This window comes from Pandoraea sp. XJJ-1 (assembly GCF_026802345.1).
GTDB classification, from domain to species: domain Bacteria; phylum Pseudomonadota; class Gammaproteobacteria; order Burkholderiales; family Burkholderiaceae; genus Pandoraea; species Pandoraea cepalis.
On record NZ_CP113827.1, the window covers coordinates 1688984 to 1710464 of the forward strand.

17 protein-coding genes are annotated in these 21481 nt (G+C 64.7%); 9 read left to right on the top strand and 8 right to left on the bottom strand.

Going from position 1 to position 21481, the window contains the following annotated elements; all coding sequences use genetic code 11:
- Positions 1-161: 161 nt before the first annotated feature.
- A complete protein-coding gene (locus OYT13_RS07675; RefSeq protein WP_268567556.1) occupies positions 162-1823 on the top strand; it encodes a hypothetical protein in 1662 nt (553 codons plus the stop codon).
- A gap of 125 nt (positions 1824-1948) precedes the next feature.
- On the opposite strand, the gene OYT13_RS07680 is transcribed toward OYT13_RS07675, so the two are convergent.
- Positions 1949-2113, bottom strand: coding sequence for a hypothetical protein (locus OYT13_RS07680; RefSeq protein WP_157211532.1), 165 nt, complete (start codon positions 2111-2113; stop codon positions 1949-1951).
- A 33-nt stretch (positions 2114-2146) separates the two neighbouring features.
- On the opposite strand from OYT13_RS07680, the gene OYT13_RS07685 reads away from it, so the two are divergent.
- The 4 genes from OYT13_RS07685 (at position 2147) to OYT13_RS07700 (ending at position 7344) form a co-directional block, all read left to right on the top strand.
- Positions 2147-2869 carry a gluconate 2-dehydrogenase subunit 3 family protein gene (locus OYT13_RS07685; protein ID WP_017235146.1) on the top strand — a complete coding sequence of 241 codons (723 nt, stop codon included), beginning with the start codon at positions 2147-2149 and terminating at the stop codon, positions 2867-2869.
- Between the two features lie 3 nt (positions 2870-2872).
- Complete coding sequence (locus OYT13_RS07690; protein WP_017235145.1) at positions 2873-4648, top strand: GMC family oxidoreductase; 1776 nt, start codon at positions 2873-2875, stop codon at positions 4646-4648.
- A gap of 14 nt (positions 4649-4662) precedes the next feature.
- Entirely contained in the window at positions 4663-6063 is a 1401-nt protein-coding gene (locus tag OYT13_RS07695) for a c-type cytochrome (protein WP_442796485.1), read from the top strand.
- 168 nt (positions 6064-6231) lie between these two features.
- The gene (locus tag OYT13_RS07700) at positions 6232-7344 is read left to right on the top strand and encodes a linear amide C-N hydrolase (RefSeq protein ID WP_217425921.1); all 1113 of its coding nucleotides are present in this window, start codon (positions 6232-6234) and stop codon (positions 7342-7344) included.
- A 127-nt stretch (positions 7345-7471) separates the two neighbouring features.
- Here OYT13_RS07700 and OYT13_RS07705 read toward each other — a convergent pair whose 3' ends face one another.
- The 7 genes from OYT13_RS07705 to OYT13_RS07735 all read right to left on the bottom strand — a co-directional run bounded on the left by OYT13_RS07705 (position 7472) and on the right by OYT13_RS07735 (position 16666).
- Positions 7472-8446, bottom strand: coding sequence for a transketolase family protein (locus OYT13_RS07705; RefSeq protein WP_217425922.1), 975 nt, complete (start codon positions 8444-8446; stop codon positions 7472-7474).
- Positions 8447-8496: 50 nt separating this feature from the next.
- Positions 8497-9354: a transketolase gene (locus tag OYT13_RS07710; RefSeq protein WP_261938825.1), complete on the bottom strand. Its 858-nt coding sequence runs from the start codon at positions 9352-9354 to the stop codon at positions 8497-8499.
- Positions 9355-9463: 109 nt separating this feature from the next.
- Positions 9464-11326: a TRAP transporter large permease gene (locus tag OYT13_RS07715; RefSeq protein ID WP_150564648.1), complete on the bottom strand. Its 1863-nt coding sequence runs from the start codon at positions 11324-11326 to the stop codon at positions 9464-9466.
- 58 nt (positions 11327-11384) lie between these two features.
- Positions 11385-12404, bottom strand: a complete 1020-nt coding sequence (locus OYT13_RS07720) for a TRAP transporter substrate-binding protein (RefSeq protein WP_150564649.1) — start codon at positions 12402-12404, stop codon at positions 11385-11387.
- A gap of 55 nt (positions 12405-12459) precedes the next feature.
- Positions 12460-14802: a molybdopterin guanine dinucleotide-containing S/N-oxide reductase gene (locus OYT13_RS07725; protein WP_268567557.1), complete on the bottom strand. Its 2343-nt coding sequence runs from the start codon at positions 14800-14802 to the stop codon at positions 12460-12462.
- Positions 14799-15701, bottom strand: a complete 903-nt coding sequence (locus OYT13_RS07730; protein ID WP_268567558.1) for a PCC domain-containing protein — start codon at positions 15699-15701, stop codon at positions 14799-14801. The genes OYT13_RS07725 and OYT13_RS07730 overlap by 4 nt, the downstream gene beginning before the upstream one ends.
- Before the next feature lie 71 nt (positions 15702-15772).
- Positions 15773-16666: an IclR family transcriptional regulator gene (locus tag OYT13_RS07735; RefSeq protein ID WP_261938821.1), complete on the bottom strand. Its 894-nt coding sequence runs from the start codon at positions 16664-16666 to the stop codon at positions 15773-15775.
- Between the two features lie 254 nt (positions 16667-16920).
- Between OYT13_RS07735 and OYT13_RS07740 the strand changes: the two genes are divergently transcribed.
- From OYT13_RS07740 to OYT13_RS07755, 4 genes are all read left to right on the top strand, one after another.
- Positions 16921-17742, top strand: coding sequence for an SDR family NAD(P)-dependent oxidoreductase (locus OYT13_RS07740; RefSeq protein ID WP_261938820.1), 822 nt, complete (start codon positions 16921-16923; stop codon positions 17740-17742).
- Between the two features lie 114 nt (positions 17743-17856).
- Positions 17857-18615, top strand: a complete 759-nt coding sequence (locus OYT13_RS07745; protein WP_268567559.1) for an SDR family NAD(P)-dependent oxidoreductase — start codon at positions 17857-17859, stop codon at positions 18613-18615.
- 34 nt (positions 18616-18649) lie between these two features.
- Positions 18650-19819 (top strand): acetyl-CoA acetyltransferase, encoded by a 1170-nt coding sequence (locus OYT13_RS07750; protein ID WP_150564655.1) that lies wholly within the window; start codon positions 18650-18652, stop codon positions 19817-19819.
- On the top strand, positions 19816-21438 hold the full coding sequence (locus OYT13_RS07755) for an acyl-CoA synthetase (protein ID WP_268567560.1): 1623 nt from the start codon (positions 19816-19818) through the stop codon (positions 21436-21438). Before OYT13_RS07750 ends, OYT13_RS07755 begins: the two co-directional genes overlap by 4 nt.
- The last annotated feature ends 43 nt before the right edge of the window (positions 21439-21481 follow it).

The window sequence follows — 21481 nt, forward strand, 5'->3', positions numbered from 1 at the left end:
GCCTCGAACGGCCTCGTTGTGCACGCGCATTGCGTGCGGGAAAACGGTGAGCCGGTGCCACAATACGAAGTCTTCCCACACAATCGACATCGCTTCCCGGCAAACCGCTCTAGTCTCCTTGCGGTTGAAGACCATTCGGTCTGTTTACCTTGGAGACGATCATGGGAACCATTTCCGCTGCATCGCGCGGCTCGCCGGTGCAACTCATTTCCATTACCCGGTCGAAGCCGCCTGATGATGGGAACAGCTTCGGCTCGGACTTTCAGAGACTGGGATCGATTGCAACGTCGGCGCTTGGATCGACCGGCAAGCCTTGGCAGTCCTATCCCGTGCGGCCGCGAAGCACGCAAGCCAACAGCGGCATTCCGCTGGGGACATGGTGCGGGGAGCGCGATCGCGAGGTGCTTCACGCCAAGCGCCTGCGCGCCGACCCGCTGATGCCCAAATTCGTCGGCGAGGGACTTGGGCGCTGGCGCACCCAGCTTACCGACGCCGTCGCCGCCGACGTGACTTTCGAGCGTGCCCGTGCGTCGTCCATGCAGCGGGTCCGTCACGGGATTCCCGCCGAGCCGACCCGTTTCGTTCGAACGTTTGCCACTGGCTCGGTGCGCGCGCAACTTGGCGAGATTGCGCGTCTGAGCGATGAGGTCGGCAAGCTGACTGCGACCATTCCGTCGTTGCCGGACGGGAGCGCCAGGAAAATTGCGCTAAGAAATCGCGATGACCTTGCTGCGCTCAGAGATGCGATGGCGCGATTGACCATGAATTCGCATGGCAGGAAGGACGATCTGCTGCGTTCGGAACTGAACGCCCTGATCGCGCTGAACGACATGGCGCGCGAGGCGGAGCGCGAGCTGACCAACGGCGGTGCCGACGTACCGCTGCGCCTGGCGGTGCGCGATGGCAACTGGGTCCTCAAACCTGCTGCGTCGACCTCCTGGTTCGCCAGGAACAAGACGCGGGCGGCCAATGATTCGGCCCGACTGGCACTCCTCCTTGGCTATCCGGCCGATCAGCCTGTCACGCTCAAGATGATTCGCAGCCGGGGGTTTGGCGCGCACGAGTACACGACCGTGCTCAATGACGCCAGATCCAGCGGACGCGACGCCGCGCGTTCCTGGCTCGCCGTCAGGGCGCTGGACATCGACACTTGGAAGGCCGCCATCCGCGCTGTGTACGATGGCCTGTCACCGTCCGACACGCACCGCGCGCCGGCGGACACGCCAACGCCTGCGCACGACGACAGCCTGCTCGGCGACGAACTCGACTCAGGCGCGGATCCACGCAGTCCGAGTCGTGAGCGGTCGCGTCGGACTACGGCCAATCCAATCGATGCCACCCGGTTTTCCGATCTCGTTCGCCCCTCGTTGGCCGAGCCCGCCGCCGAGCCTGTGCTCGACGATTCTGAGGACTCCGACGATTCCGAGGCACCGGAGATGGACGCGCACGGTTACGCCAGCCTCGTGAGGTCAGGCACCCCATCGGACGTGCCCCACTTTGTCGCGCCGGACGGCAGCGAATACGCGCGCGTCATGCGAGCCGAACGGTCGCCGGCGTTGGCCAGCGCGACGTCGCAACGCTCCCGGCGCGAAATTTTTGCGGAGGCGTTCTGCAACGCGCAGCCGGGCAGGCAGCATCACTTGCGGGCAACGTTTGCTCGATCGATGGTGTCCGCGCCGTCGCCGAGCGAACAGGCTGCAGGCGGACACGGACCCGTCGGCAGCGCTCGAGCCGACGCGACGCCGTCGCCACTGCCACCGCCGCCGCCATTGTCGCCACCACCGCCGCCGCCGTTGTCGGCACTGCCGCCTATCCCTGAGTAATCCACGGCTGCATTAGGCAGGCCAGGCCGCTACCGGAACATGGAGCGGCCTTTTTCATGCTAAAGCCGCGCGAAGGATTTTATGTGACAAAACGCTTCGTGCGCGCGTAATAGTAAATACTTTAATTATTGGCAAGCCTTTTTAATCAACGGCTTGCGAGCCTTACGCAACACACTGGTTTTGCCATGCGGGGGGCTTGTCAGTAGAATGGTCGCGTTAAAAAACGCTACGCGAAGCGAATAGCCTGTCAGGTTTTCTTCACGCATGGCGACCCATTGCTTGACTGTCATGCGTGATTCGTCCCCCACAAAACGGAGAACCCCATGTCACAGGACAAGGAACCGCGCCGGCGCTTTTTGCGTCAGGTGCTGGCGATCGTACCCGCCACGACCCTCGCCACCGGTGCCACGCTGAGTCAGTCCGCCTGCAGCAGCGACAAGCCCGCCGCCCCCGCCGCATCCACCACGCCCTATGAGCCCAAGTACTTCACCGCCGACGAATGGCGTTTTGTGAATGCCGCCGTCGACCGCCTGATTCCCGCCGACGACCTCGGCCCGGGGGCGCTTCAAGCCGACGTGCCACAGTTCATCGACCGTCAGATGGAAACGCCCTTCGGGCACGGCAAGCTCTGGTATATGCAGGGGCCATTCCATACCGATCAGCCTCCCGAGATGGGCTACCAGTTGAGTCTCGTGCCGCGCGACATCTATCGTCACGGCATTGCGGCGTGCGACGCTTACTGCAAAAAGCAGTACAACAAGGCATTTGCCGAGCTCGATCACGCCACGCAGGAGACCGTGCTCGGCGATCTGGAGCACGCGAAGGTCGAGTTCGATAGCGTGCCGGCGCGCACGTTCTTCTCCTATCTGCTCGCCAATACGAAGGAAGGTTTCTTCTCGGATCCGATCCACGGCGGCAACAAGGACATGGTGGGCTGGAAGATGGTGGGCTTCCCCGGCGCGCGCGCCGACTTCCTCGACTGGGCGGATCAGCCGAACGTCAAGTACCCGTATGGGCCCGTGTCGATTTCCGGAAAGCGGGGCTAATTCATGGCCATCAAGAAAGACAAGGTCGACGCCGTCATCGTGGGCTTCGGTTGGACCGGGGCCATTCTCGGCCAGGAACTCACCGATGCCGGGCTCAACGTCGTGGCGCTCGAGCGCGGTGCGATGCGCGACACGCCCACCGACGCGCAGTACCCCAAAGTCATCGACGAACTCGAATACTCGGTGCGCGGCAAGCTCTTCCAGGAGCTGGCCCGCGAGACCGTTACGATTCGTCATACGCCGGACGATCTCGCTGTGCCTTACCGCCAGAACGGCTCGTTTCTGCTCGGCAACGGCGTGGGCGGCGCGGGCTTCCACTGGAATGGCATGCACTACCGCATCCTGCCCGAAGAGCTGAAGCTGCGCAGCCATTACGAGGAACGCTACGGCAAGAAATTCATTCCCGACGGCATGACGATCCAGGACTTCGGCGTGAGCTACGAGGAACTGGAGCCGCACTTCGATTTCGCCGAGAAAGTGTTCGGGACGTCGGGCAAGGCCGGCAACCTGAACGGCACGATCGTGCCCGGCGGCAACCCGCGCGAGGGGGCGCGGTCAAGCGAATTCCCCACGCCGCCACTGCAGACCACCTATGGTGCGACGCTCTTCGAGAAGGCTGCCCGCGAAGTCGGCTTCAATCCGTACCCGGCCCCCGCCGCGAATACCTCTCAGCCCTATACGAATCCGTACGGTGTGCGTCTCGGGCCGTGCAACTTCTGTGGCTTCTGCGAAAACTACGGCTGTTACATGTACTCGAAGGCATCGCCGCAGACGACCATTCTGCCGGTGTTGCTCAAGAAGCCCAATTTTGAGTTGCGCCCGCACTCATACGTCGTCAAGGTCAATCTCGACAGCGACGGCAAGAAGGCCACGGGTGTGACGTACATCGACGCACAAGGCCGCGAAGTCGAGCAACCGGCCGATCTCGTCATCATGGCCGCGTACCAGATGCACAACGTGCGCCTGCTGCTGCTCTCCGGCATCGGCAAGCCCTACGATCCGAAGACGGGCGAGGGCGTTGTCGGCAAGAACTATGCGTACCAGATGAACGGCGCCGTGAACGTGCTGCTGCCCAAGGGCACGCAGTTGAATCCATTCATCGGCACGGGCGCGGGCGGCGTGTCGATGGACGATCTGAACGGCGACCAGTTCGACCACGGGCCGCTGGGCTTTATCGGCGGCGCGAGCATCCGTCACGTGCGCACGGGCGGGCGCCCGATCAAGATGACGCCGAGCGTGCCGGGCACGCCGTCGTGGGGCAGCAAGTGGAAAGCGGGTGTGACGGACGCGTATCAGCGGTTCATGACGATCGGCATTTCCGGCTCGGTCATGTCGTATCGCGACGCGTGTCTCGATCTCGATCCGACCTACAAGGACGCCTACGGTGTGCCGTTGCTGCGCATGACGTTCGACTGGCATGACAACGAGTACGCCATGCTGGGCTATATGGGCGACCGCATGGAAGCGGTCGGCCGCGCGATGAATCCGGAGAAGGTGTTCCGCGCGATCCGCAAGAAGGGCACGCACTACGACACGCGGATCTACCAGAGCACGCATACGACCGGCGGCGCGATCATGGGCACGAACCCGTCGAACAGCGTGGTCAACAAGTACCTGCAAAGCTGGGATGTGTCCAACGTGTTCGTGATGGGGGCGTCGGCGTTCCCGCAGAACATGGGTTACAACCCCACGGGCGTGGTGGCGGCGCTGGCGTACTGGTCTGCGAAGGCGATTCGCGAACAGTACCTCAAGAACGCCGGCCCGCTGGTTCAGGCGTGAGGAGCGCAACCATGATCCGCAAAACGATGATGAAACGCTCCGCGATCGCACTTGCCGCCGGGACGCTGGCGTTCGCGGCCGTTGCCGTGTGGGCGCAGAATGCTGCGGCGCCGGCCTCGGCACCGGCCGCACCCGCCGTGTCGCCGACGCCGATGGCACCCGCCACGACGGCCGCCGGCAGCCCGGCGCCCGCCGCGAACGACCCGCAGGCGCAACTCGTGAAGCAGGGCGAATACCTCGCGCGCGCGGCCGATTGTGCCGCGTGCCACACGGCGCCCAAGGGGCTACCGTTCGCCGGCGGCCTGCCGATCGCCTCGCCGATCGGCACGATCTACTCGACGAACATCACGCCCGACAAGGACACCGGCATCGGCAGCTACAGCCTCGAGGACTTCGACAAGGCGGTGCGCCACGGGGTCGCGAAGAATGGCGCGACGTTGTACCCGGCCATGCCGTACACGTCGTACGCGAAGGTGCGTCCGGCCGATGTCAAGGCGCTGTACGCCTACTTCATGAACGGCGTGAAGCCCGTCGCGCAGACCAACAAGTCGACCGATATCCCGTGGCCGATGTCGATGCGCTGGCCGCTGTCGATCTGGCGCAACATGTTCGCGCCCGCGGTCGTTGGCGATACCGCCTCGACCGATAACGATCCCATCTCGCGCGGACGCTATCTTGTCGAAGGCCTGGCCCATTGCAGCGCCTGCCACACACCGCGCGGCTTTGCGTTTCAGGAGAAGGCGCTCACCGGCGACAGCACCGCATTCCTGTCGGGCGGTGTGGTCGACAACTTCCTCGCGAAGAATCTGCGGGGCGATGTCACCGACGGTCTGGGCAACTGGAGCGAAGGCGATATCACGGCGTTCCTGAAGGGCGGACGTAACGACCACTCCGCGGCGTTCGGCGGGATGACGGACGTGGTGCAGCACAGCACCCAGCACATGAACGATGACGACCTCACGGCGATTGCCAAGTACCTGAAGACGCTCAAGCCGGTCGATCCGAACGCCAAGGCGCTCGCCTATGACGACACCGTGGCCAAGGCATTGCGTACGGGCGCAGGCAAGGGCAACGGCGCGCTCACGTTCCTCGACAACTGCGCGGCGTGCCATCGCAGCACTGGCAAGGGCTACACGCAGACGTTCCCGACACTCGCCCTCAGCTCGACGGTGAACTCGGCCGATCCGACCTCGCTCATCCACATCGTGTTGCGCGGCGCGGAAATGCCGTGGACGAAGTCGGCGCCCACGCATTACGCGATGCCGGGCTTCGACGACCGGCTGACCGATCAGGATGTGGCCGACGTGCTGACGTTCGTGCGCTCGAGCTGGGGCAACAAGGCGCCGGCGGTGACAGCCACTCAGGTGGCCAAGGTGCGCAAGGAGGTTGGCGCAGCGGCGCAGCCGCAGCGCTGAGCCGGCAAATCGTAGGGCCGGTGACCGGCCCCAGGGGGGAAGTCGAGGCCTCGCCAGGCAGCATCGCTGGCGGGGCTTCGTTGTTTGCGATCGGGCGGGGGAGGGGGCGGATTCCATCGTTATACTGACGGTTCTTGCGCAACCGTCTCCCCAACGTGAGGTATCGCCATGCCCCGAATGTTCGTCAAGACCTTGCCGTGTCTCGTCGCCGCCGCAACGCTCGCCCTGTCCCCGCTGTCGGCACTGGCCTGTACCCGTGTGGTGTATCTCGGCGCGAACGACGACGTGATTACCGCGCGCTCGATGGACTGGAGGGTCGACGTCGCCACCAATCTCTATGTGTTGCCGCGCGGCATGACGCGCTCGGGCGAGGCGGGGCCCAACTCGCTTCGCTGGACGGCGAAGTACGGCAGCGTGGTGGCCACGGGCTACGACGTGTCGACGACCGACGGCGTCAACGAGAAGGGGCTATCGGCGCAGTTGCTCTGGTTGGTGGAGTCGCAATATCCGACGTTCGACAAGGGGTCGAAGCCGGGGCTGACGATCGCGGCCTGGGCGCAGTACGTGCTGGATAACTTCGCGACGGTCGCACAAGCCGTGGCGGCGCTGGAGAAGACGCCGTTCACGATCGTGACGGACAACGTGCCCGGCGAGGATCGGATCGCGACGCTGCATCTGTCGATGTCCGACAAGTCGGGCGACAGTGCCATCGTCGAGTACATCAACGGTCGGCAGGTGATTCACCACGGCCGCCAGTATCAGGTGATGACCAATTCGCCGACGTTCGACGAGCAGCTTGCGTTGAACAGTTACTGGAAGCAGATTGGCGGAACGACGTTCCTTCCGGGGACGAATCGCTCGTCGGATCGCTTTGCGCGAGCGTCGTTCTACATCAATGCGATTCCAAAGACCGAATCGCCGGTCGAGGCGTTGGCGAGCGTGTTCAGTGTCATTCGCAACGCGTCGGTGCCGTTCGGCATCACGACGCCGGGCGAGCCGAATATTTCGTCGACGCGTTGGCGCACGGTCGTCGATCACAAGCGCATGCTTTATTTCTTTGAATCGGCGCTCACGCCCAACACGTTCTGGGTGGATCTGAACAAGGTTGATTTCGCGGCCGGGGCGCCCGTGAAGCGGCTCGATCTCGGCAAGGATCAGCGCAATACCTTCAGCGGTGAGGTCTCGGCCGATTTCAAGGTGGCGCCGCCGTTCCCGTTTCTGGGGTTGCGCGACGGTCCCGTCCCTGCGTCGAAAGACCGGTCAGGAAGCACCGGCCTGTGAACGGCACGCGGCCGCCCTGACGCCGTCGACCGTCGCCGATAACCAACGTGCCCGGCATGCGCCGGGCACGTAAGGCAGATGGCGCATCCGTCATCGCGCTGGCCTGCCGCACCTCACGCCGTCCACGTCACCCCAACCAATGCTTGATCGATGCGATCATCGCGTTGCGCGAAATGCCATAGCGATCCTGCAGCACCGGGAGGGAGCCCGCGTCCAGGAACTGGTCGGGCAGACCGATGTGGCGAAAGCGCGTCGATACCTCGGCGCGCATGAGCGCACCCGCTACCGCTTCGCCCAGACCACCGATCACCGTGTGGTTTTCCGCAATGACCACCAGACGCCCGCCGCGCGCTGCTTCGCGCACGATGGTCGCCTCGTCGAGCGGCTTGATCGTCGGCACGTGCAGCACCGCCACGTCGACGCGATCCGCCGCCAGTGCCTTGGCGGCGTCGAGGGCGCGCATGGTCATGAAGCCGGTCGAGATGATCAGGACATCGTTGCCATCGCGTATCGGCTTGGCTTTGCCCAGCTCGAACTTATAGCCATACTCGTCGAGCACCAGCGGAACGTTGCCGCGCAGCACGCGCATGTACACGGGGCCGGGGTGGTCGGCGATGGCCGGCACGATCTGCTCGATATCCAGCGCGTCGCACGGATCGATCACGGTCAGGTTGGGCATCGCGCGAAAGATCGCAATGTCATCCGTGGCCTGGTGGCTGGGGCCGTAGCCCGTGGTCAGGCCCGGCAGGCCGCCGATGATTTTGACGTTGGCATCCTGCTCGGCGACGCCCTGCGAGATGAAGTCGTAGCATCGGCGTGCGGCGAAGGTCGCGTAGGTAGACGCGAACGGGATGAACCCCTCCTTGGCCAGTCCGCCGGCGGCGGTCGCCATCAACTGCTCGGCCATGCCCATCTGGTAGAAGCGCTCCGGATAGGCCTGCGCAAAGATGTGCATGTCCGTATATTTCGCGAGATCGGCACTCATGCCGACGATCTCTGGACGCGCATCGGCCAGCGCCACGAGCGCCTTGCCGAACGGTGTAGCGCGTGTGCGGTGTCCCTCATCGACCGACGACGCGATGATGGCGGGCGCGGCGGGCATGGCGTTCTGACGGGTTTGGGTTGTCGTCGGTTGATCGGCTACGGACGTGTTCATGCTGCGCTCCCTTGCGCGTTGAGCGCGCTGAATGCTCGTTGCCACTCGGGCGGGTCGAGGCGGATGAAGTGATTCTTTTCGCGGGCTTCGAGGAAATCGACGCCTTTGCCCATCTTGGTGTCGCAGATGATGATGCGCGGCACGGGCCGGTCGTGCGACCGGGCATTGTCGAAGGCTTGGAGCACGGCCGCCAGGTCGTTGCCATTCACGCGTTGTGTGTAGAAGCCGAACGCCTCGAACTTCTGCACCAGCGGCTCGGTCGGCATGATGACCGTCGACGGGCCGTCGGCTTGCACGCCGTTGACGTCGACGACGGCAATGATGTTGTCGAGCTTGAACGCCGAGGCCGACGTTGCCGCTTCCCAGGTCGGGCCTTCGGCAAGCTCGCCATCACCCATCAGTGTGTAGACGAACGACGTCGACTGCTTGCGTTTGAGGCCGAGTCCCATGCCGACGGCCATCGGCAGGCCAAGACCGATCGAGCCGCCCGACATTTCCGCGCCCGGCGTGTACGACATCATGCCCGACATCGGCAGGCGGCTGTCGTCGCAACCGTAGGTGACGAGTTCCTCCCTTGGGAAGTAGCCGGCCTCGGCGAGCACGGCGTAATGCGCGATGGCGTAGTGGCCGACTGACAGCAGGAAGCGATCGCGGGCCTCCCATTCCGGGTCGTGCGGCCGCACGTTCATCGCATGCAGATAGGCGACGGCCAGCACGTCGGCGATCCCCAAGGCTTGCGCGACATAGCCTTGGCCCTGAACCTCGGCCATGGTGATGGCGTTGTGGCGAATGCGATGCGCGCGCTGCGCAAGCGTACTCAGGGTATCGGCGGGTGGGGATGCAACGGTGCTCATAAAGTCTCCTGTGCAAAGTGGACGTGTCCCGGCGCGCGTCGGGCCACGCGCTGCATGGCAGCGCGCGCCGCGTTGGCAGAACCGGATTTCGGGCGTGAAACGGGGAAGATCAGGTCAGGAAGCCCGTCGAGAGCCAAGGCACGGCGGCGACCAGCACCAGGCCGACGGCCAGCGCGACGATATAGCCGACGATGGGCCGCATGCCCTCGTCGGGATGAACCTTGCTGATGACGCAGGCGGAGTAGTAGCCGACGCCGAACGGTGGCGCGAACAGGCCGATGCCCATGGAGAGCACGACCACCATCGCATAGTGCACTTCGTTGATGCCCACGCTCTGCGCGACCGGGAACAGCAGCGGGCCGAACAACACGATGGCGGGAATGCCCTCCAGTACGCTGCCCAGAACGATGAACGCCAAGATGGAGATCGCCATGAAGCCGACCGGACCACCCGGAACGTCGCGCATCGCTGCAGCGAGCATCGTCGAGAAGCCTGATTGCGTAAGCGACCACGCCATGCCGGTCGCCGCACCGATAATCAAGAGGATCGCGCCCGTCAGCGAGGCGGTCTCGACCAGCATCGGATAGACCCGCTTGGGGTCGAAGCGGCGATAGATCAGTATCCCGATCGCGGCCGAATAGACAATACCGATGGTCGACACTTCCGTCGCCGTGGCAATTCCTTCGATCACCGCGACACGGATCACGAAAGGCAACGCGAGCGCGGGCAGCGCGATGGCGAAGCTTTTCGCGATCTCCCGGCCTGAGGCGCGCGCGCCGCTGCCCACCTTCTCGTTGCGATAGCGCCACCACACCAGCGTGCACAGCGTGACGCCGAGGATCGCGCCGGGCAGCAGGCCGCCGGTGAACAGGGCCGCAATCGATACGCCGGTCACTGAGCCGATGGTGATCAGCACGAGACTCGGCGGAATCGTCTCGGTTTGCGCGCCGGTGGCGGCGAGCAGCGCAACGAGGTCGCCGGGTTTGGCGCCTCGGCGTTGCATCTCCGGGAACAACACCGGCGCGACCGCGGCCATGTCGGCTGCCTTCGAACCGGAGATGCCGGAGACGAGGTACATCGCGCCGATCAGCACGTACTGCAGGCCGCCGCGCACGTGGCCGAGCAGACTGCCGAGGAACGCCACCATCGAGCGCGCCATGCCCGTCATCTCCATGAGCAGGCCGAGGAACACGAACAGCGGCACCGCGAGCAGAATCAAGTGGCTCATGCCTTCGTCCATCCGGCCCGCCAGAATCACGACCGGTGTGGTGGTGCCGAGCGACAGGTAGCCGAAGGTGGCGAGCGCGAACGAGAAGGCGATCGGTACGCCGGTAAGCACCATCAGCGCCACGAAGCCGACGAAGAAGATCAGCAGGTTCACGTTACCAAGCCCACGCAGCACGGGTTGCGCAAGCAGCAGCGCGCCGATGATCGCGCCGATCGTTACCGCGGCAGTGACGACCATGCGCAAGTTGCCGTGACGGACCAGTCGCAGCAGCGCGGTCAGCACCATCAGCGCGCAGCCCACCGGAATTGCGGCGGCCCGCCACGAGTCGGCAATTTCGAGCGCCGGCGTCGTGATGAAGGCCTGGTCCGCCGCGAAGTCGTAAGCGCTCGGCATGAACAGCAGCAGGAACGCGAGCGGTGTGGCGATCGCCAGCACATCGAGGAACGCGCGCCGGCCGGCGTTCATGCGGCCGACCAGGGCGGTCATGCGCATGTGTTCGCCGCGCTGCAAGGCAATCACGGAGCCGAGCATCGCCAGCCAGATGAACAGGATCGAGGCCAGCTCATCCGACCATACCAGCGGGCTGTGGAATACGGCGCGACTGACGACCCCGGCGAACAGCGTGACGATCTCAGCCAGCACGAGCAGTGCGGCCGGTAGCTCGACACACTTCGCCAAGGTGAATTGCAGCGCGGCGATCAGCCCCTCCTGGGCAGGGGCTGCCGGCAGTATGCCTTTGTTCATGCGAGTCTCCAGCCTGGCGCGGTTCATACGCTGTCTCCTTCGAAAGGCCTATGGGGGCTCAGAGCGTGCGGCCCGCACTCTTTTGCAGCAGTGCCCAGGCCTGCTCGCCGAACTTGCCCTGCCATTCCTTGTAGAAGCCGGCGGTCTGGAGCTTGTTCTGGAAGGCCGCGGCGTCGACTGAGTTGAAGGCAATGCCTTTCGCGGTGAGGTCCTTTTCGAGGGAGTCGTTGAGCGCGGCGACATCGGTGCGCTGCTTGAGCGCGGCGGCCGTGATCTGATCCTCGATCACCTTGCGGACTTCCGCCGGCAGCTTGGCCCACGATGCGCGGTTCGACAGGAACCAGAAGCCGTCCCACATGTGGTTGGTCTTTGCCACGTACTTCTGCACTTCGTAGAGCTTGGCCGAATTGATCGTGACCAGCGGGTTTTCCTGTCCGTCGGCGATCTTCGTCTGCAGCGCCGAATAGACTTCCGCGAAGTTGATGGTGAGCGGCGCCGCGCCGAAGCCCTGGAACATCGACGTCCACATCGGCGACGGGGGGACGCGAATCTTGAAACTCTTCAGGTCGTCGGGCGTCTTGATCGTTCGCGTCGACGAGCTGATCTGGCGGAAGCCGTTGTCGAAGATCTTGGGGAACGGGTGCAGGCCGCCGCGCTCGATCTGCGCGCGCACGTAGTCGCCCAGCTCGCCATCCATCGCGCTCCACACATGGTCGTACCCCTTGAACGCGAAGCCCACGCCACTGATGGCGGCCTTGGGCACGAGCGTCGAGAGGATCATCGGCGACAGCGTGAAGAAGTCGAGCGCGCCGGCGCGCAACTGCGACAGCATGTCGGTGTCGCCGCCGAGCTGGTTGTTCGGGAACACGCGCAGGTCGACCTTGCCGCCCGTCTCCTTGCGGATGGCCTCGGCGGCCTCCGTGATGCGTACCGTCAGCGGGTGAGTGATCGGCGCGTTGTTGGCGTACTTCAGCGTGAAGTCGGCCGCGTAGACGCGCGTGTGCTTGAGGATCGCCGGGGCCGCGATCGCAGTACCCAGGGAAAGCTTCAGCATCGAACGGCGGGAAAGGCTCTGCATGATGTGTCTCCTGAAGATTGCTTTTTTGGATTTGGGTGCCTGATGCGAACGGGCGCTAGAGGCGCTCGGTCGGTGCGGCGGTTGCGGCAGTGATGTCGGTCGTGATCTCGGTAGTGAAGAGAGGTAAATCGAAGGCACTCACCGGCGGCGGGTGGGTGACCGGCGCGCTGACCTCGACCAGGCATGACTGCGCGGCGCAGCCCTGCGACAGGCCCGAGGCCGGCACGTCGGCCGTCAAGACGTTGGGATTGCCATGCTTGTCGCGCCCGGTGTCCGGTTCCGGGTCGTACCAGGCGCCGGTGGACATCCGCACCACGCCGGGCAGAATGCGATCGGTGATGCGCACGCCCGCGAGGCAGCGACCACGCGCGTTGAACACCTCGACGATGTCGCCGTCGTGGATGCCGCGTGCGGCGGCGTCGCGCGGGTGGAGGTAGAGCGGCTCGCGGCCCCGAACTTTGTTGGCGGCGCTGTAAGGGCTGCCGTCGAGCTGGCTGTGCAGTTTGTTGCGCGGTTGGTCCGAAAGCAGGTGCAGCGGATAGGTCGACGCGAGCGGTGCGCCGAGCCATTCGGCCGGCGGCAGCCAGCACGCGTGGCCCGGGCAGTCAGGAATATCAAACGCGGCGATCTCGCGCGAATACAGCTCGATGCGTCCTGATGGCGTATTCAGTGGCGCAGCGGCGGGATCGGCGCGAAACGCCTCGAGCATCACCACCGGCCGCGCGCGTGAATGGAGATCGACCATACCCACGTCGCGGAAGGTGTCGAAGTCCGGTAACGCGATGTCGGCGCGCGCATAGCGCTTGCGCGTCTCCTCGTACATGTGCCTTAGCCACTGGTCGGCGTCGCGGCCCTCGGTAAATTCCGCGAAGACGCCGAGTCGTTGCGCGAGACCCGCGAAGACGGTGAAGTCATCGCGCGATTCGCCGACCGGCTCGTCGATCTTCGCCATCCACATCAGGATCGCTTCCTGTGACGCGTAGCCGAGGTCGTCGCGCTCCAGCGACGTGGAGATCGGCAGCACGATGTCGGCGTGTCGCGCGGTCGCGGTCCACGATTGCTCGTGGACAACGATCGTGTCCGGCTTCTGCCAGGCGCGCAACAGGCGGTTGATGTCCTGATGGTGGTGGAATGGGTTGCCCCCGGCCCAGTAAACCAGGTGCGTGTCGGGATAGCGATAGCGCTCGCCGTCGTAGTCGAACGGCTCGCCGGGTTTGAGCAGCATGTCGGCGATGCGCGCCACGGGAATGAACTCGCTGACCGGATTGCGGCCTTGCGGCAGCGTGGGTCCGCCGAGTTTGTCGTGCGGCGTGCCCAAGGTGTTCACGCAGCCGTAGCCGACGCCGAAGCCGCCGCCGGGCAGGCCGATCTGGCCGAGCATCGCGGCGAGGGTGACGACCATCCAGAACGGTTGCTCGCCGTGATGCGCGCGCTGTAACGACCACGCGACGTTGAGCATCGTGCGGCTCGCGTGCATGCGGCGCGCGAGCGCGGTGATCGTGTCGGCCGACACACCGGTGATCGGCTCCGCCCACGCGGGCGTCTTCGGAATGCCGTCGACATGTCCGAGCAGATACTGCTCGAATTCGTCGTATCCCGTGCAGTGCGAGGCGAGGAACGCGGGGCTGTGCAGATTTTCGTGACGCAGCACCCAGGCGAGGGCAAGCATCAAGGCCGTATCGGTGCCGGGGCGCGACGCGACCCATTCGACCTCGCCGCCGGTGTCGAGATTGTCCGAGACGGGGCCGACGTTCACGAACTTGACGCCGGCGTCGTGCATCGCGCGCAGTCCACCAGGAACGCGATGTCGCCCGACGCCGCCCGGTGCCGACTGGGCATTCTTCTGTGGCACGCCGCCGAAGGTCACGAACAGTTCCGTGTGTTCGGCGAGCACGTCCCACGAATGGTGATAGCCGATCAACTCGTTCATGTCGTCGACGACATGCGGCATGATCACGTGCGCCGCGCCGAGGCTGTATGAATCCCGATGGCGGACATAACCGCCGACACAGTTCAGGAAACGATGCACCTGGCTCTGGGCGTGGTGGAACCGGCCCGCGCTCGCCCAGCCATAAGATCCGCCGAAAATCGCCGTGTTGCCGTAGGTCTCGCGAACCCGCGCAAGTTCCTTCGCGACGAGATCGAGCGCGACGTCCCATGACACTTCGACGAAGGGCTCCTTGCCGCGCAGATGCGTGGCGCTTCCCGGTCCATTCTCGAGCCAGCCGCGCCGCACCGACGGACGGCGAACGCGCAGGGCGCGCAGCGAATCGGCGGTCTGGTACGTGCCGATTGGCGAAGGGTCACTGTCTTTCGCATACGGGCGCAGACAGGTCGTGCCCGTGTCGTCGACGCCGGCCTCGTAGACGCCCCAGTGCGAGAGCGTGTATCGCGTCATGCGGCGGTCCCGACGTCGAGGGACTCCTCCAGGAACAGTTCGAAGCAGATCAGCACCGGATTGTCGCCACGTACCACGCGTCCCTGGTGAATGTTGCCGCGCGGGTCGATCAGTGCGACATCGAGCGTCGCCCGCGGTCCATTCGCGGCCTCGGCAACGACGCCGTCGAGCACGAAGATCTCGGTGGCGATGTCGTCGACCGGCGCGGCGTTCTCGAAGCGCGCGCCGACGATGCTGCCGACACTGCCGCGAATCGTTGCCGCGCGCAGACCGTGTTCGTGGCAGACCTGTTCAATGCTCTGCACCAGATCCTCGTTGGGACGAATGCGCGCGACCACGCATCGGCGGCCGGTAGACGCCGGCACTGGCTCGTGCGTAGCCTCGATGGGCACCGGGCGGAACAGCGTGAAATTGGTTTCCGCATCGAAGTCCGCACGCATCTCGGCGTTGGCGATGCCCCACGCGCGCGCCTCGGTGTCCTGCGCGACGATCACCTGGTCGGAGAAGATATGGCCCCCCTGCCAACGACCGTCGGCAGCGCGCCACATGGCATGGCAGTGGATGAACGGTCCGCCGTCGCGGCGACCGACCGTCGCGCAGGCCAGCTCGATCGTGACGGGTTCGTCGATGCAGTGCTGCTCGCTATAGAACGCCACGTGCTCGTCGTCGGGCGACGCCGCTGGGCGGACATAGCGCATCGAGTGCACTCGCAGGCCTTCGATGCGCACGGTCGCCGCGGCCATGCCGGCGGCTTCAAGTGGGCCGAGAATGGCATCGCGCAAGCTTTGGCCGCCGGCCAGGGCGAAGGTGAGCGACAGGGCGTCGCCGACGATGGATTCGATCCGCTGCACAGCCGGGGGGCCGGGCTGCTTCAGGTGACGATGGGAGGGCAGATTCAAGGTGTCTCCAGGCGTTTTGTTGGCGCGTGCGAGGGGGCTCGTTGTCGTCGCCGTCTGGCGACGGACCTGACTTACTTCGCGCGGCGACCGGCGCGAACTGCCGGCACCGATGCATCGGCGGGACGGGCGTCTGACCGTTGTTTCAGGCGTGTCTCGATATTGCGTACCTCGGACTGCAGCATGCGCACCAGCTTTTGCTGACGGTCCTCGCCCATTCGGCTCTCGATCGCGCCGATCGAGAGTGCGCCGGCCGGGGTGCCCGATTCGTCGTGGAACACGATGCCCAGGCCCCATGAGCCGGGGTGAACCAAGCCGCGGTGCATCGAATAGCCTCGTTCGCGCGTCTCGCGCACCAGCGCCCACAGCCCCTCGGGCGTGATCGACGGGTAATGCTCGCGATAACTCGCCGCGTTCGCGCTCAGCGTTTGCTCGACCTCGTCGTCGTCCAGGGCTGCCAGCAGCGCGATGGCGCCGGCGCCCACGCCGAGCGGGTGGCAGTCCCCGATCGTCAGCACCTGCGCGCGCACCGGATACGCGCCCTCCTCACGGTGGATACAAACGGCGTAATCGCCACGGCGTACGGTCAGAAAAGCGGTGTCCTCCGACTGATGCGCGAGCCGCACCACGCTGCCCACGGCGATGCGATGCGCGCCGAAGCGCTCGGCCGCCAGCGTGCCCAGCACGTAGCTTTCGATGCCGAGGTGATAGCGCTTGCTCTGTGGATCCTGCTCGATCAGACGGGCTCGCGTGAGCGCGCCGAGCAGGCGGTGTACCGTGGGCTGCTTCAGGCCGCTTTGTGCGACCAGTTCACGCAACGGCATGCCGACCCGGCTCTGCGCCGACACAAGACTGAGCAACGCCATCGCGCGGTCGATGCTTTGCGAGCCATCTCGTTCGATCGGCACCACGGCGGCCTTCGTGTCTTCGCCTTGCGACGGCATGTCATCGGCTGACGATTGAATCATTTACAAAAACTCCACATTGTGGACTGTTGATTCTGAATTTCCTGTGTGAATTAACACTTGCTTAATTCACATTGTGGACGGCTTATGTGCGTAACCCTGCGAAAATTATAGGGATTGGCTCTTCTTTATGAATCGTGGTTAACGAGCACTATCCACAAATGCGGGTAATCTCCTATCCTTTGTTCAACGTATTCTGTTTTATTAAAAGTCCACATTATGGATTTAAAGAAATTGACGAGATCGCGAGGTGGCGTATGAACGAATCCATGAACGCCACGGCGTCGCTGCAAGGCAAGACGGTGATCGTGTTCGGCGCGGGCTGCCGCGGCGATGGCTGGAACAATGGCAAAGCGGCGGCGCTCGCCTATGCGCGTGCTGGCGCAAGTGTGTGTTGCGTCGATCTCGACAGCGATCTGGCCGACGGCACGGCCGATGCGATCAAGCAAGCGGGGGGCACGGCACTCGCCGTGCGTGCCGATGTCACGGACGCCACGTCGGTGGCACAAGCGGTTGCCGAGACGCTGTCGCGCCTGGGGCGCATCGACGTGCTGCACAACAACGTGGGCGTGACGCACATGGGCGGCCCGGTCGAGCTGGACGAAGCGACCTGGCATCTCGCCATCGAATTGAATCTGGGCTCGGTCTATCGCACGGCCAAGGCCGTCTTGCCGCATATGATCGAGCGCGGCAGCGGCGTGATCATCAACATCTCGTCGCTGGCAGCGCTGGGGTGGACCGGCTATCCCTATTTCGCTTACTCGGCCTCGAAGGCGGCCGTGAATCAGGCCACCGTCAGCATGGCGATGCAGTACGCACGCCACGGCATTCGCGCCAACTGCGTGCTTCCCGGCGCGATTCACACCCCGTTGATCTATACGCAGATCGCATCGCAGTACAGCAGCGTGGAAGCCATGATCGAGGCACGCAATCAGATGGTGCCGATGGGTCGCATGGGCGACCCGTGGGACGTGGCCAACGCGGCCGTCTTTCTCGCGTCGGAGCAAGCCCGATTTATCACGGGCGTGTGTTTGCCCGTCGATGGCGGCCAGAGCTGCTCGATGGTTCCGCTCACGTGACGCACAACGTGGGCGATGCGTGACGTCGCGCGAATGCCCATCATCGATTCCGCAATTTCATCGACCCGTGCGGCGTTCGGCGCGGGCATCTCGAATTTGAGACAGGAGCCACACATGGAAGCAGAGTCACGGGTCGCGGTGATCACGGGCGGGGCGGGCGGCATCGGCGCGGCGATCGCCGAACGGCTGGCCGAAGATGGGTTCACGGTGATCGTTAGCGATCTGGACCTGGAGGCCGCGCAGGCCGTGGCGTCGGCGATCATGGCGCGCGGACATCGCGCAGATGCCATGACGCTCGATGTGGGTAACGACGATTCGATCGAACAGTTCTTCGCCGCACTCGACGAACGTCATGGCCGGTGCGACGTGCTTGTCAACAACGCCGGTATCGCCAGCCTCAAGCCATTCATCGATTTCCCGCTCGACACGTTCCGCCGCATCATGGAGATCAACGTGACCGGTCCGTTGGCGCTCGCGCAGCACGCGGCGCGTCGCATGCGTGCGCGCCAGTGGGGCCGGATCGTCAACATCGCGTCGACGAGCGGCATCCGCGCCGGTGCCGGACGTACCGGCTACGGCACGTCGAAGACCGCGATGATGGGGCTTACGCGCCAGATCGCGATCGAGCTTGCCCAGTCGGGGATCACGGCGAATGCGATCGCGCCGGGGCCGGTCGAGACGCCGCTCACCCGGCATCACTCGGCGCAGGCGCGCGAGACCTATCTGCGCCAGGTGCCGATGAAGCGCTACGGCCAGCCGAGCGAGATTGCCGCGGCGGTCGCGTTCTTCGCGTCGGAGGGCGCGAGTTTCGTGACCGGCCAGACGCTCGCGGTCGATGGCGGCTTCGTTGCCGCGGGCATCCTCGACGAATGACGCTGGCCTGCACCGAGCTCAAGGAAGAGACAAGATGAATACGCAACCCATGCTGGTTGGTTGGGCGCACTCGCGCTTCGGCAAGCTTGATGCGCCTGACGTGGAAACGCTGATGCGGGACGTGATCGGCGACGCGCTGGCGCATGCGGGCGTCGTGGCCGAAGACATCGACGCGGTGATGGTCGGGGTCTACAACAACGGCCTCACACCGCAGGGCTTCGAGGGCGCCCTCGCTTCGCTCGCGCAACCGGGCCTGCGCTTCGCACCCGCGATGCATGTGGAGAACGCCTGCGCGACAGGATCTGCAGCGCTTCATGCGGCGATGGATTTCATCGCGGCAGGGCGTGGCAAGCTCGCGTTGGTGATCGGGGCGGAGAAGATGACCGCCGTGCCGGGGCGGGCCATTCCCGACATCCTGATGAGCGGGTGTTATCGTCGCGAGGAAAGCAACCCCGACGGCTTCGCCGGCATTTTCGGACGGATCGCGCAGGCGTATTTCGAGCGCCATGGCGACCACAGCGACGCGTTGGCGATGATCGCGGCCAAGAACCATGCGAACGGTGTGCGCAATCCCTATGCGCACTTGCGCAAGGATCTGGGGTTTGCGTTTTGCAATACACCGTCGGAACAGAATCCATTCGTCGCCGGACCGCTGCGCCGCACCGATTGCTCGCTCGTCTCCGATGGCGCCGCAGCGATGGTGATCGCCGCGCCCGAGGTCGCGATGACGATGCAACGTGCCATTCGATTTCGCGCCCGCGTGCAGGTCAACGATTTCCTGCCGCTCGCGAAGCGCGATCCGATCGCTTTCGAAGGGGCGCGTCGCGCGTGGGGCAAGGCGCTCGGCAGCTCTGGGGTGACGCTGGGGGATCTGAGTCTTGTCGAGACGCACGACTGCTTCACGATCGCCGAGATGATCGAGTACGAGGCGATGGGGCTCGCCGCCCCCGGTGAGGGTTGGCGGGTGATCGAGGAGGGGGTGACGTTGCGCGACGGGCGCTTGCCGGTCAACCCGTCGGGCGGGCTCAAGTCGCGCGGCCACCCGTTGGGCGCGACGGGGGTCTCGCAACATGTGATGGCGGCGATGCAGCTCACGGGGGAGGCGGGCGACATGCAGATCGCTGACGCCGCGCTCGCGGGTGTCTTCAACATGGGGGGCGCCGCAGTGGCCAATTACGTCTCGATCATGGAGCGCGCCAAATGAGCTTCATCCACATGACGCCGACCTCGGCACGAGTGATGAACCTTGCGTATTTCGCGACGCGCAACGCGCGTCGTTTTCCGAATCATTCCGCGATCGTTTTCGGCGAACAGCAATGGACGTGGCAAGCGTTCGACGCACGCGTCTCGGCGCTCGCGGCGGGCTTGCGCGCGGTCGGTGTGGGCGCCGGCGATACCGTGCTTGCCCACTCGCGAAACAGCAACGAGATGATCGAGGCGATGGTCGCCGTGTTTCGTCTGGGGGCGGTCTGGGTGCCGACCAACTTCCGGCTCGCGCCGGGCGAGGTGGCCACCATGGCCCGCGTGGCGGAACCGACGGTATTTCTGTGCCAGACGGATTACCCGGAACATGCTGCGGCGGTTGTCGCGGAGCGTCCGGGCTGCAGCATCGTCTGGTTCACTGGCGACAATGCGGTGCCGGACGAATCGCCGCACGTGAGCGCGCTGATCGATCGCCACCTGTCGGCCCCGATGGCCAACGCGGTGGTCGAGCGCGACACGCCGTGCTGGCTGTTCTTTACCTCGGGCACCACCGGGAGTCCAAAGGGGGCGGTGCTCACGCATGGGCAGCTTGCGTTCGTCATCAACAACCACCTGTGTGATCTCATGCCGGGCCTGACGCACGAGGATGGCTCGCTGGTGGTCGCGCCGATTTCGCACGGCGCGGGCATGCATCAGCTCAACGTGATGGCGCGTGGCGGCACGACGGTGATCATGCCGGCCCAGAAGCTCGATCCTGCGCAGGCGTTCGCGCTGATCGAGCGGTATCGGCTGACCAATATGTTCACGGTGCCGACGATTCTCAAGATGTTGGTCGAGCACCCGGCTGTCGACGCGTACGACCACGCGAGTCTGCGTTACGTGATCTACGCGGGCGCGTCGATGTACGAGCAGGATCAGAAGCGCGCGCTGGCCAAGCTGGGGCCGGTGCTGGTGCAGTATTACGGCCTGGGGGAAGTCACGGGCAACATTACCGTGTTGCCGACATACGACCACAACGACGAGACCATCGCGTTGCGACCGCGGACTTGTGGGGTCGAGCGCAGCGGCATGCAGGTGACGATTCAGGACGATGACGGCAACGAGCTTGGGCCGGGTGAGACGGGCGAGGTTTGCGTTATCGGTCCGGCGGTTTTCGCGGGCTATTACCGCAACCCCGAAGCCAACGCCAAGTCGTTCCGCGATGGCTGGTTCCGCACGGGGGACATCGGGCATATGGACGAGAACGGTTATGTGTATCTGACCGGTCGCGCTTCGGATATGTATATCTCGGGTGGGTCCAATGTGTATCCGCGCGAGATCGAGGAATTGATGTTGACGCACGGGGCGATCACCGAGGTTGCGGTGGTTGGCGTGCCGGATGCGCAGTGGGGCGAGGTCGGTGTGGCCGTCTGCGTTTTGCATGCCGCGGAGGGGCTGGACGAATCGGCGCTGCAGGATTGGCTCAAGACCCGAATCGCCAAGTACAAAGTTCCCAAGCGAATTGTCTTTTGGGACGCGCTGCCGAAGTCGGGCTACGGCAAGGTGCCGAAGCGGATGGTGCTCGATGAGTTGAAGCGGCGCGATGAGGCCTCTCAGGAGGTGGAGATGCGGTCGGATTGAGGGGAGGAGGCGGTGCGGTGAATGGGCCGCACTATCACCGCAT